The following is a 13,025-nucleotide window of genomic DNA, read 5'->3' on the forward strand; positions in this document are numbered from 1 at the left end:
TGATGGGAAACTCCACTATTTTTATGATATTCAGCCGGTTCAAACGCAACATCAGGCGGCGTCGGTAACCGAGTGACGACCCGCAAACTCGTCTTTGGCATCCTGTAACGCGCGAGCATCCGTCAACAATCGCAGACCGGTTCGAGCCAGCACCTGCGCGCCCGTCAGCAGCGCGGCGTAACCGAGTGGAGAATTTGCCGCTTCACGGAATGGCACGGTATGACCGATCAGATCGTCAGGGCCGATTTTAATAGTAGGGTGTGCCGTCGGCACCGCGTGGCTGATATCTCCCGCGTCCGTCGAACCGATACCCTCTTTCGCGTTTTGATCGACCACTTCCCCTGCGGCGGTGAACTCCTCAAGCAGGATCGCATTCAGTGCGTGGTTGATCAGGAAATCGCGCGGGCCTACCTGATGTTCAATTTTCACCGTAGTGCCCGTCGCCAGCGCGACGCCATCCGCAATCGCGCGAATACGCGGTTCCAACGCCAGCACTTCTTCACGCGTTTTGGCACGGATGTAATAGTGGGCGGAGGCGTATTCTGGAATCACATTCGGTGCCTGTCCGCCGTTGGTGATAATGCCGTGAACCCGAACGCCGTCCGGCAGTTGCTGGCGCAGCACGCTGATCCCGTTGTAAAGCAGCACCAGCGCATCCAGCGCGTTCACGCCTTTATGTGGTGAACTTCCGGCATGGGAGGGTTTACCGTAAAAATGGAAATAGAGGTGATTATTTGCCAGTGACGGTCCAGTGAGCCGCGTTTTTCCTGACGGATGAACCATCAGCGCGACATCGACCTTATCGAGGAAGCCGTGTTCGACAAAACGCGCCTTCACGTTGCCATTAATTCCGCCTTTCCCGCGCAGGCCGCCTTCTTCAGCAGGCGTCCCCAGCACCACAACCTTGCCGCCGGTCTGATCGATAACCTCTGCCAGCGCAATCGCCGCAGCCAGACTGGTTACTCCGATAATGTTGTGACCGCAGGCGTGGCCGATATCGATCAACGCATCGTATTCAGCCAGGTAAGCAATGGTCGGCCCCGGTTTGCCGCTGTCTTTTTCCGCATAAAAGGCCGTTTCATGTCCGGCAACATTCAGCGTTACCGTGAAGTGATGTTTCTTTAATAAATCCGTTAATAGTCCGCTAGCGTAATACTCATTATTTCCAGTCTCAGGATGCGCATGAATATCCTGGGAAATCGCAATATATTCTTCGCGATGCTGCTCAATACTGCTAGTAATACGCTGCTGTAATGCGGTAGTTCCCATCTTGCTCACCTTTCTATTTGTTATGGATATATGTGTTATGGATATATACCCGTAATACTTCAAGCTGCATGTGCGTTGGCTGCGCTCACTCACCCGAATCACTTACCTGAGTAAGCTCATCGGGATTCCTTCCCTTGCCGCCTTCCTGCAACTCGAATTATTTGGGGTATATCACGCAATAATCCTGCCTTTATTCCACAGGTTTTAGGGATGAAAACGCCTGCCCGCCGATAACGGCAGGAAATAAAAGTCAATGCGGTGTTGTTTACGACGAATACCTGCGACGCCGAGCATTTATCAAACGACGGTAAAAATAATAAGCGTGCTTCTAATTACTTATTTCACCATCACTATAACGGCAACCTGCCATTTCTTTTATAGAGATTCAGGATAAGGATATCTAATAAATGGTATTGCACGCGTTAGCCGTGCCGATCTCGCTCAGCCAGATGCGCCATTCGGCCCCGACTGCGTCCGCGTATTGGATGCCGCGCTGACGTCAGCGTTGACAACCCGCACGCCTCTGTGATTAGACTCAATGCTAAGCAGGCTAACTTAAGGAAAGCGTTGATGAAAATTACCGATGTGCGCGTAATTTTAGCGAACCGATATATGTTTGTTGAGGTCACCACCGACGAGGGGCTGACGGGCATTGGCGAATCCGGTGCCTGGGGCTTTCTGGATGCGTCCAAAGGCGCGGTGGAGGCATTACGCACTTATCTGATCGGGCAAGATCCGCTGCGCATTGAGCACCACTGGCAGTATATGTACCGCTGCTGGCATTTTCGTGGCGCCGCCATCATGGGTGCTATCAGCGCCATTGATATCGCTCTGTGGGACATCGCGGGCAAGTATTACGATACGCCGGTTTATAACCTGCTAGGCGGCCGCTGCCGCGACAAGGCGCGCGTTTATGCCCACGCGGGAGGTCGCACTACCGAAGAAACCATCGCCAATCTGGAAAAAGCCAAAGCTGATGGTTTTACCGCGATTGGTCATCTCACGCCTTTTCTGGATGAATCGCGTGATACGCCCTATTTCATCACTCATGCCAAAGAGATCGGCGAAGCCATCGAACGTATCGGCCTCTATCGGGAAGCAGTCGGTAACGATGTCGATCTGTGCATTGAAGTCCATCGTCGCCTGAAGCCCGCCGATGCCGTGGTATTCGCTCGCGGCATTGAGCCGTTTTATCCGTATTTTATTGAAGACCCTATCGGTGCGGATAACTTCGATTCCATGGCGGAGGTGGCCGACAAAATCAATATTCCTATCGCTACCGGTGAACGCCTGAATAACCCGCAGGAATTCGCGATGCTGATTCGCCGTAATGCGGTCGCCTATGTGCGTCCTGACGTCTGCATGTGCGGCGGGATTACTGGTGCGAAAAAAGTGGCAGCATTGGCAGAGGCCAATGATTTGATGGTGGTGCCGCATAACCCACTTAGCCCCGTCTCTACCGCCGCCTGTTTACAGATCGCCGTCAGCATCCCGAACTTTGCGCTGCTGGAGTATCCGGGGGATGACCAGCCCGCACTGTCGGAAAAATTTGGTGCGACGGGCGTAGAGAATGGCGTGCGGAAAAAAGACATGGTGAAGAACACGTTCAAATGCGTAGAGGGATTTATGGAGATACCGACACAGTCCGGCATCGGCATTGAGCTGGCAGACGATCTGGAGAGCCGCTTCCCCTACCGCCGTCGCGGCCTGAAAACCCGACTGCACGTCGACGGTTCCGTCGTCGATCAATAAAACGCATCAACAGGTCGTGACGCATCAATAATAGTGCCACGACCTGTCGTATTTTCCCCTACGCCGTAGGATTTTCCACCTTCCGCCCTTCCCACTGCATCAATAGACTCAGCGCCGCAGGCAGGGCAAGCAACGTCAGCAGCGTCGCCACCATCAATCCGCCGATAATCGCGTAGGCCATCGGCCCCCAAAACACCTGATGCGCAATCGGGATCATGCCAAGAATCGCCGCCAGCGCGGTCAGCACTATCGGGCGTGAACGATGGCTGGCCGCATTCACGATTGCCTCCGTGGCGGGTTGTCCATTTTTCACATTCAGATCGACTTCGCCAATCAGAATGACGGCATTACGAATAATCATCCCCGCCAGCGCAATTGCTCCCAGCAGCGCCACAAATCCCATCGGCGTTCCGGTCGGCAACATGGCCGCAACGATGCCGATCAGGCCAAACGGTGCGGTCAGGAATGCCAGCACCATGCGGGAAATACGCTGTAGCTGAATCATTAACAGCACCAGCATCACCAACAGCGTAACTGGCAACACCGCATACACCGAACCATTGCCCTTGTCGGATTCCGCCGCAACGCCGCCTTCCGTGATGTGATAGCCCGTCGGTAACGAGGCACGGTAGCGTTCAATTTCCGGTGCCAATTTTTCAGACAGCGCCGGTGCCCGCACGCCCGGCGCGACATCCATCTGCACCGTGATGAACGGCTCGCGCTGACGCCGCCAGATAATCGGATCGTCAACGCCGTACGAAACCGTGGCAATCTGTCTCAGCGGTACCGAGCGCCCCTCCGCAATCGGAATTTGTAGATTCGCGATCGTGGCGACGTCTCTGCGTTCCTGCGGCGTACCGCGAATCACGACGTCCACCAATCGGTTTTCATCGCGCACCGAGGTCAGCGTTGAACCGGAGAATATCGCCGCCAGCATGCTGGCCACATCCTGTGAACTGATACCAACCGCGCGGGCTTCAGTCTGATTCAGCACCACGTTCACCGAGCGTTCAGGTTCACCTGCCGTCAGATTCACCTCGCGGACATCGGCTCGGTTTCCCACCAGGCCGGCAAGCCCCTGCGCAAGATCACGAACCCGATTAATATCCGGCCCCGCGACCCGATATTTAAGCGGCCAGCCCACTGGCGGCCCTAATTCCAATGCCGAGACGCGCGCCACAATGCTACTAAAATCGCGCTCAAGCACCTGATTCAACCGTGCCGCCAGCGCGTCCCGCGCATCCAGATTTTTTGCTACCACCACCAGTTGAGCGATATTTTCGTGACTCAGTAGCACATCCATTGGGAGATAAAAACGTACCGCCCCCGCCCCAACATAAGTGGAGAAATGGTCAACGTCAGGATCGTCCTTCAGAAGTGCTTCCAGCCGTTTCGCCTGCACTTCCGTCGCAGCCTGTGATGCATTCGAGGGCAACGTCAGGCTAACCAGCAGTTCTGGCCTGTCCGACGCGGGAAAGAATTCTCCCTCCAATCGGGTTGCGCCGAACAAGGCGACAACCAGTAGGAGCACCGCAATGATTAACGTCATTCCCCGGTTTGCCAACGCCCGTTGCAGCCATTGGCGATAAATGCGTCCCACTCGTCCCGGTTCGTTGTGATGGTGACAAAACGTTTTTGGCAACAGCCAGACACCGAGCAGCGGGGAAAAAAGAATCGCGACGATCCAGGAACTGAGCAAGGCGATGAGGACGACGACGAAAAGCGAAAAACAGTATTCACCCGCGCTGGATGAGGCAAACCCGACGGGAATAAATCCGGCAATCATCACCAGCGTCCCCGTCAGCATGGGAAAAGCTGTACTTTCATACGCCCAGGCCGCCGCCCGTTTACGATCCCACCCCTCTTCCAGCCGCGACACCATGGCTTCTACCGTAATCATGGCGTCATCCACCAGCAGTCCCAGCGAAATAATCAGCGCCCCGAGCGAGATACGCTGCAAACCAATACCGGTTATCTCCATGCCAATAAACGTCATCGCCAGCACAATAGGGATGGATGCAGCAACGACCAGTCCCGCACGGCTGCCGAGAGAAACGAACGACACCGCCAACACGATGGCAACGGCCTCCAGCAGCACTTTGATAAAGCCGCCGACCGCGCCTTTCACCACCTCAGCCTGATCGGCCACACGCGTCATTTCTATCCCATGCGGTAACTGGGCAGAAAGCGTGTTCATTTTTTCGCGAATAGCCTGACCGAAATTGAGCATGTTGCCGGTAGGTGCCATAGAAATAGCCAGTCCAATGGCTTTCTCGCCATTTACTCGAAACGTCGGCGACGGCGGTTCCGCTATTTCACGGCTAATGGTGGCGATATCAGTAAGCGGAACAAATTTCCCGCCAATACGTAAGGTAATCTGGCGCAGACTCTCCTCAGAGGTAAACGCGCCGCTGACGCGCACGGCGATCTTCTCATCCCCAGTACGGATAATACCGGCAGGCGTAACCGCATTCTGTGCTTTAAGTGAATCAATCACCTGCTGCGAATCGATCCCTAATCCAGCCAGCCGTCGGGGAGAAAACGTTACGACGATCTGTTCTTCTTCCACCCCCAGCATGTCGACCTTGCCGACATCCGGCACGCTCAGTAACGCAGAGCGAATATCCTCGACGCGATCGCGCAGTTCACGTGGTGAGAACCCATCCGCGGTGAAGCCATAAATCGTACCAAACGTGTCATCAAACTCGTCATTGACGTCTGGCGGGCTGACACCATCGGGGAGCGAACTGGCGATATCCGTCATCTTCTTACGCACCGTATACCAGATATTCGGCACGGCAGAAGGCGGTGTATCATCACGCAGGTTAACGAAAACCACCGCTTCCCCAGCACGGGTGTAGCTCTCGACATAATCGAGATACGGCGTTTCCTGTAACTTCTTCTCCAGCTTATCGGTGACGAAATTGACGGTATCGCTCACCGTCGCCCCCGGCCAGGCGGCAGATACCACGGCAGATTTGATGGTAAACGCCGGATCTTCGTTGCGTGGCAAGCGCTGGTAGCTCATCACGCCTGCCGCCATAATCACCAGCATCATAAAAGCGACCAACTGCTGATGCGCTAGTGCCCAAGCGGAGAGATTGAAGCGCGTAGAGGTAGAAGATTGAGATTCACGAGACATTAGCGACGCCCCTCTTCATCCAGCCGAATTTTCTCATCCGGCCGTAGCTTACTGACGCCAGCCGTTACCACGCGGTCACCCTGTTTCAGCCCATCGGTGATGTAGATCGCCGTGTCGCTGTAGCGTGCAACGGTAATCGGCTGCAAGCGCACCGTCTGGGTTTCCGTGTTCACGACGTAAACCGCCGGGTTTTCTTCCTGACGGGTGAGTGCAGAAGCAGGTAACTCAATGACAGCTGTGTCGGACTGCTGTATTGCGCCATTCACGCTGGCACCCAGTACCATCGCTACCGGTGGCGAGGTTAACGTCACCCGAACCCGAAACGTTCGCGTGACTGCATCGGCCTGCGGACTGATATCACGCACGCGTCCTTGTACCTGAATCGCCGGATCGGATAGCAGCAACACGAGAATCGTGCGCGAAGGAAGCGACTGATTGACCAAACGTTCTGGTACATCAAACACCGCATCGCGCCCATCGAGCGAAGCTAGCTTGACGACTTCCTGCCCGGCACTGACCACCTGACCGGGATTCGCACTGACCGTTGTTATCACACCATCCTGTGCGGACGTGAGTTGCGTATAGCTGAGGCGTTCCTGCGCCCCTTTGACGGTCGTCTGTGCGCTTTCGCGCCGGGAAACAGCGGCATCCCAATTTGCCTGCGCTTCATCAAGCTGTACCCGCGCAATGGCCCCGCCCGGCGCCAGCGCCTTCATGCGGGAGAAATTACTTTTCGCCAGCCGTTCTGCCGAGGTTGCGCTGGCTAAATCAGCCTGTGCGCTGCGCAGCTGATTTTCACTGTCGCGAGCATCGAGCGTCGCAATCACATCACCGCGCTTCACGGATGCCCCCACATCCACCAAACGATTCAGGATGCGGCCATCCAGCCGGAAACCTAACGCCGTTTCTTCATGCGGGCGAATCTCTCCCGTCAGCGTCACAGGCTCACGACTCATTGCTGGCATGACGACCAGCGTTTTTACCGGCCTCACGGGCGGCGGCGCAGGCGAACCATCGGTACTGTCACAGCCGCTAAGCAACACGGCTGACAGCAGACAAAAGGCAAAACGGCTGACCATCATCACATCCTCTCACTCATCAAACGCCATCAGAACGAATACAGAACAGCCAACGTGGCGCCAGTATCATTCCGTCGTTCCACAACCTGACTATCCGCGACTTTGTCAGTCAGCCACGTTGAGGTAACCCCGACGTTGGTTGACCAGGCAGGGCTAAATTGATGCGTCCAGTTCGCGCCCAGTGCATAACCGTAGACACCTTTGCCAGCATGATAGGCGGCCAACCCAGAACGGCTGCTCTGCTGCTGTGTCACACCGTAATAGGTTTGATTAAAGCGGGCATCGCCCATCAGCACGTCTGCCGACAGCGCCAGCACGTCGTCTTTTGTCGTGGACTGCCACACCGTGCTCTTTGCCCCGACGCGATACTGATTTCCTCTTTTTGTCTCGCTCAGTGCAAATTCACCGCTCGCTTCCAGCGCCAGCCAGGGTGCAAACTGATACCCCGCCGTTACGGTGGTAATTACCGATCCTTTGATTTTCCCCATCCCTTTCAATCGGTTAGAACCCGCACGCCAATTGCTGTTTTTGTCATCCCTTCCCATGTCGTAGCCAATCGCGTGATCGAGATAAAAACCGGAAGGAGACTGGTATTGCCAGCCAATGCCGTGCGAAGAATCGAAATAGAGTGCACCGCGCTGAACCGTCAGCACAGGCAGTGCCATGGTTTGACGATTTTTACTCCCCTTGTAACGCGGTGCATTCTGGGCTGCAACGCCAACGGTAACATCCGTGTGGTCACCCAAAAGCGAGGGCGCTGATGCCTCCGACTCCGCAGCGAATGCGGTGCCAGATAACACGATAGCGGACAGACTGGTGGATAAAATCATTGTTGTTATGTTCATACATCCCCTCTTTAACGCGGTAATCTTGCACCGTGGTGTTTCCACGGCGGGTGCAATGTAATTGGTGTTGGCTTTTCAGCACCGTGACGAATTATGCTGACGCTTAATCAAGAAACGCTTTGTGGTTTTTTAAGATTTCATCAAGAGGTTGTGATGGCAGAAAAACGGGTGTTGGTTATTGAAGACGATATGGATGCCGCCAGCGTGCTTGAGGCTTATCTGCGGCGCGATGGCTATCAGGTTTCTATCGCGTCTGATGGGCAAAAAGGTCTGCACATGGCGCTGACCAGTAAACCCGATTTGATTTTGCTGGATGTGATGCTGCCGAAAATGAATGGTTCTGAGGTGCTGTCCGCCCTGCGGCAGCGCAGTAATATTCCGGTAATTATGGTCACCGCCATCGGCGATGAACCGGAACGGATCGGCGCGCTGCGTTACGGCGCGGATGACTATGTCGTCAAGCCCTATAATCCGCAGGAAGTGGTAGCGCGAGTGCAGGCCGTGCTACGGCGAACCGGCTACGCCATCCGGGAAGATGCGATCCTGACATTCGAGAATTTATCGGTTGATCCAACCTCCGTGACGGCAAGCATTGCGCTCTCACCGTCTGAATCTGTCGTTCTCGATCTTACGCCCACCGAATTCAACATTCTGGTGACGCTGCTCAAAGCGCCAAACCGCGCCTTCACTCGCGGTGAGCTACTGGAAGCCTGCTTGCCGGAAAGCGATGCGCTGGAACGCGTGGTGGATACTCACGTCCACAACCTCAGGAAGAAACTCAACCAGTACGACATCATCAACGTGCTCGTCACCGTCCGTTCTGTTGGCTATCGATTCCGGTGAACCTGATGAAAAAATCGATCTTCCTGTCAGAAAAAATGTCGCTGTGGCGCTGGCTGTGCTTTCGTATTATTTCTCTGCTGCTCGCCACCCTGCTCATCATCGCCACCCTGATGTGGCTACGCTTCGCCATCAACAATGTCTACGTCGAACAGCAGATGCCGGACGAGGTACGGGCTGAATTTCAGCAGTTAAGCAAACAGGAAGATTACGGTAATCCCCGCTACCAACAGATTATCAATCAGTATTACGGCCCGGATTTCTTTGTGCCAAATATTGCCAGCACTGACTGGCTGGTGCTGGCGATTATGGTTCTGATCGCCTTACCGACCGTCGTCGTCATCGTGCTGTGGCGGGCGCGACCGCTGTCACAACAATTTTCCAATATCGCCAGCGCCGCACGCGACGTTGCTCAGGGAAATTTCGATGCTCGCACACAGCTTGTCGAGCAGGCACCGATGGAGTTGATTACGCTGGCGAACGACTTTAATAATATGACCGCACAGTTGGAGCGCTACGAGCGGGAACTCCGCGAATCCAGCGCGGCGTTGGCTCACGAACTGCGTACGCCGTTAAACGCGGCGATGGGGCGCGTTCAGGGCATGCTTGATGACGTCTTTCCGCGCGATAAATCACAGCTGACGATGGTCATCAAACAGCTCGAACAGCTCAATCACGTGATTCAGGATCTGCACTTTCTTTCACTCGCCAGAGCCGGACAACTGCAACTGGTCAAAACGCCGCTGTATTTCGACGAGATCGTCACTGAGCGGCTTACCTGGTATCGGCCTCAGCTAGAGCAGGCTGGGTTTCAGACCCATATTCATATCGAACAACATGACTTTTGTGTTGCCGACCGCGAACGATTGGGACAGGTGTTCTCTATTCTGATCGAGAATGCCTTAAGCTACGCCAGCGAGGGGCGCTATCTGGCAATTGAGGTACGTGAAATGACCGTTCGTGAAATGGCAGTACGTGAAAACGTGCCGTGCTGGCAGATTACAGTTTCTGACCACGGACCGGGGATTGAAGCAGAATCGCTGCCCCTGCTTTTCGACCGCTTCTGGCGGGCAGAACATTCACGCGGAAGACACTCCGGCGGCAGTGGACTTGGGCTGTCTATTGCCTCAGCCATTATCACTGCACATGGTGGTGCTATTTATGCAGAACGCGGCAATAACGGCGGACTTGCCATCGTGATGACGCTGCCACACACCGCCTGACGTAGCTGCATGCCGTTGGTCATTGACCAATAATGAGAAAGCATAGCGAAATTATTGCTATGCCCTTTCTCTGGTAAAAAAACCGGGAAATACTGCAATACTCACCCGCTCAACGATGAGACAAACGCCACCACCTCAGACTCCACGCCCTACGGCGAGGCACACCGCTGTCTAACACGTTTTTTGTCCTGACCAATACTTATATTTATCTGGAATGAGATAAGGCGAAAAAGACTAATTTCGCTATAAGTATTTCGCTACTCTGCATGAGCGAAATATATCGCCTCGATTAAAACTCAATCATCAGGGTAACTATTATGAAACGTTCTCTTCACCAGGTATTCATGGCGATGACGCTAGTTAGCGCCTCCTTTTTCAGTCAGGCTGCGGAAACACAGCCATCAACGTGGCAACACATCAAACAAACCGGTGAATTACGCATCGGCGTGGCACAGGGTGAGCCGTGGTATTTTAAAAATCCATCGACCGGAGAATGGGATGGCATCGGCTATAACATCGGCAAGGAGTTAGCCAACGATCTTGGCGTGAAGCTGGTGACGGTAGAAACCACCTGGGGTAACGCCATTGCCGCCTTACAAACGGGTCAGATCGATACCATGCTGGTACTCGATCCAACGGAAGAGCGGAAAAAAGCGGTCGATTTCCCTGAGCAGCCTTTCTTTTGGTATGCGCAAGGCGTGTTGATTCGCGACGGCATTACCGTTACCAACTGGGACGATCTCAATCGTGAGGATGTCAAAATCGGCGTCACGCTGGGTTCCAGCCCAGATCTGATTCTGACCAAACGTCTGCCAAAAGCACAGCTAGTGCGCTTCCCGAATATGGATGAGGGCGTAGCCGCATTCTATGCTGGCCGTGTCGATGCACTGTCGTATTTCCATCCGGCTCTGGCGCTGCAACAGGCTAAAGTCGGCAAAGGCAATTTGATTCTGCCGAAGCCGATTATTGAAGTCAGCACCAGCGGCGCAATCCGCAAAGAAGCCGACCAGACCTTCCACAACTTCCTGAATGACGAATTTGCCAAGCTGTATAAGTCTGGTAAAACCCAGCACTACTATGAACAGGCGCTCAAACTGCGCGGCGTGGACGCAAGCAAAGTGCCGTCAGTCATTAAAGAAGACTGGAAATAAGCGGGATTTGGATAACAGAACGGTCCTGAACGGATTCAGGACATCTGCATCAGCGGCGTAACCAGTGCAGCTACATCCTTGCATTGTTCAATCTCAGAGAGCGCCGCTACTGCCTGTGCAATATCAGCAGGGGCAAGCCGTGACGATAGATTCTCCGCAAATTTCTCCATGATGTTGCTTTCCGTTAGCGGGTGTTCCACACAGCCCAGCGGAAATGCAATGCGTTCACCTGCCACAACGTTTCCCCGCGTGACAACATCAACCTGCAATACCGGGCGACGCGCTTGCGCCATAAGCTGGTCAAGTTCGGGAGACACCTCAACGTGAACCTTATCGGCTAGCGCCAGAAGCATAGGATTGATTAACGTATCGCCCGCACTCCAGCGGTGGCGCGGAATACGGTAGGCAAGACAGGCCAGCGCAAACGGCAGGCTGAACTGCGCATCCGTTTCATTTTTCGGTCGCCTATCCATAAAGTCAGCGGCCAATCTCTGGCTGCCTTTAACCCGAATAAGGTCAATATCCTGCGGCACCAGCGCCAACTCGTCCTGTACACGTTCGAAGGATTCCAGCGCGGTATGGATCCAGCGGCAGGCAGGATACGCTTTGAAACTGGCGTGCTGGAGCGCCCACTGTTCTCCCAAACCACTCGACAAAATCGTCTCATCAAAATGGTCTGACCCCATCATGCGCCAGAACCCCTGATCGCCGGACAGCACATCTCTTGGGCCGATCATTCCTCCGTGGTGTAACTCGACACCACGGACGCCCGCTTCCGCGGCTGGCGCGTTGTAATCCTTAAAGGAAACCAACGGTCGCTGCTGCCAGTTGTATTTGTGCAAGCTGGGCAACGGCGTCAACGAGGCCGCCAACCCGATAGCGTTCTCTAATCCTTCGGCATCACACCCCGTCAGTAATCCGTAGGCCACCGCTGCACCTACCGACTCATGCTGGCACACGCCATAAACCTGCTGAAAACGCGCCGGACTCGGTTGCTGAGATTGAATGATCCGGCCATTGATTTCATACGCAGCGGCCAGCACACAGATCAGCGTTTCACCGTCGATCGGACGCTGTCCCAGCGCCGCCAGCGCGGCGGCAACCAGCGAAGCACCGGGATGCCCCATGCCGCGTCCGGCCACTTCATATCCGTCATCGTAATCCAACGCATTGATCGCCGCCGCATTCAAAAACGCCGCGCCAATAGCCGCCAGCGGCGTTCCACCATCCAATACTGGGCTGTTGCCCGCAGCATAGTGCAGACGAGTGACCCGTGCGCAATCCTGAACCGCCTGACTCTTTGCGCCTGCAATGCCGCAGCCCAGGCTGTCGATAAAATGCAGCGCAATCTTTCTTCTTAATACGACAGGGATGTCCTGAATCGTCAGTCGACAGGCAAAGGTCGCCAGACGCAACGTCAGAGGTAATTCAGTTGAGTGGGGCATCGGCATATCGTCATTTGTTTATAAACAAAAGGAATATTAACACCACGTTTTATTATTTATTTATCATTTTTTCGACCTGCTAAGATGCATAGGTTCTAACAAAATAAGAAACGTTTTTCCTAATATACCCTAAATAATTCGAGTTTCAGGCAGGCGGCAAGCGAGGGAGTCCCGATGAGCTTACTCAGGTAAGTGATTCGGGTGAGTGACAAATCTGTTAAAAGCAGATTTGAACGCTGCTTGCAGCGACCCCTACGGGGCGAGGCTCACGTCAGTGTG

The 13,025-nt window shown here is 54.4% G+C and carries 9 protein-coding genes; 4 read left to right on the plus strand and 5 right to left on the minus strand.

The annotated features are described in order from the left end of the window. Positions 1-51: 51 nt before the first annotated feature. Positions 52-1,269, minus strand: a complete 1,218-nt coding sequence (locus GZ59_RS14295; protein WP_039292665.1) for a M20 family metallopeptidase — start codon at positions 1,267-1,269, stop codon at positions 52-54. A gap of 570 nt (positions 1,270-1,839) precedes the next feature. Between GZ59_RS14295 and GZ59_RS14300 the strand changes: the two genes are divergently transcribed. Next, entirely contained in the window at positions 1,840-3,021 is a 1,182-nt protein-coding gene (locus GZ59_RS14300; protein ID WP_039292668.1) for a mandelate racemase/muconate lactonizing enzyme family protein, read from the plus strand. 58 nt (positions 3,022-3,079) lie between these two features. Here GZ59_RS14300 and GZ59_RS14305 read toward each other — a convergent pair whose 3' ends face one another. Genes GZ59_RS14305 through GZ59_RS14315 form a run of 3 tightly spaced genes read right to left on the minus strand, consistent with a single transcriptional unit; the run spans position 3,080 to position 8,087 of the window. After that, positions 3,080-6,163 carry an efflux RND transporter permease subunit gene (locus tag GZ59_RS14305; protein ID WP_039292671.1) on the minus strand — a complete coding sequence of 1,028 codons (3,084 nt, stop codon included), beginning with the start codon at positions 6,161-6,163 and terminating at the stop codon, positions 3,080-3,082. After that, the gene (locus GZ59_RS14310; RefSeq protein ID WP_039292673.1) at positions 6,163-7,245 is read right to left on the minus strand and encodes an efflux RND transporter periplasmic adaptor subunit; all 1,083 of its coding nucleotides are present in this window, start codon (positions 7,243-7,245) and stop codon (positions 6,163-6,165) included. The genes GZ59_RS14305 and GZ59_RS14310 overlap by 1 nt, the downstream gene beginning before the upstream one ends. 26 nt (positions 7,246-7,271) lie before the next feature. Further along, positions 7,272-8,087, minus strand: coding sequence for a MipA/OmpV family protein (locus GZ59_RS14315; RefSeq protein WP_039292675.1), 816 nt, complete (start codon positions 8,085-8,087; stop codon positions 7,272-7,274). Between the two features lie 153 nt (positions 8,088-8,240). Between GZ59_RS14315 and GZ59_RS14320 the strand changes: the two genes are divergently transcribed. The 3 genes from GZ59_RS14320 (at position 8,241) to GZ59_RS14330 (ending at position 11,301) form a co-directional block, all read left to right on the plus strand. Next, complete coding sequence (locus GZ59_RS14320; RefSeq protein WP_039292677.1) at positions 8,241-8,930, plus strand: response regulator; 690 nt, start codon at positions 8,241-8,243, stop codon at positions 8,928-8,930. A 5-nt stretch (positions 8,931-8,935) separates the two neighbouring features. Continuing rightward, the gene (locus GZ59_RS14325) at positions 8,936-10,150 is read left to right on the plus strand and encodes a sensor histidine kinase (RefSeq protein ID WP_039292679.1); all 1,215 of its coding nucleotides are present in this window, start codon (positions 8,936-8,938) and stop codon (positions 10,148-10,150) included. A gap of 317 nt (positions 10,151-10,467) precedes the next feature. Next, positions 10,468-11,301, plus strand: coding sequence for a transporter substrate-binding domain-containing protein (locus GZ59_RS14330; protein ID WP_039292681.1), 834 nt, complete (start codon positions 10,468-10,470; stop codon positions 11,299-11,301). A gap of 35 nt (positions 11,302-11,336) precedes the next feature. Here the strand turns inward: GZ59_RS14330 and GZ59_RS14335 are convergent, their stop codons facing one another. Continuing rightward, the gene (locus GZ59_RS14335) at positions 11,337-12,746 is read right to left on the minus strand and encodes an MmgE/PrpD family protein (protein WP_039292683.1); all 1,410 of its coding nucleotides are present in this window, start codon (positions 12,744-12,746) and stop codon (positions 11,337-11,339) included. Between the last annotated feature and the right edge of the window lie 279 nt (positions 12,747-13,025).

The sequence above is a fragment of the Pectobacterium atrosepticum genome, from assembly GCF_000740965.1.
Taxonomy (GTDB): domain Bacteria; phylum Pseudomonadota; class Gammaproteobacteria; order Enterobacterales; family Enterobacteriaceae; genus Pectobacterium; species Pectobacterium atrosepticum.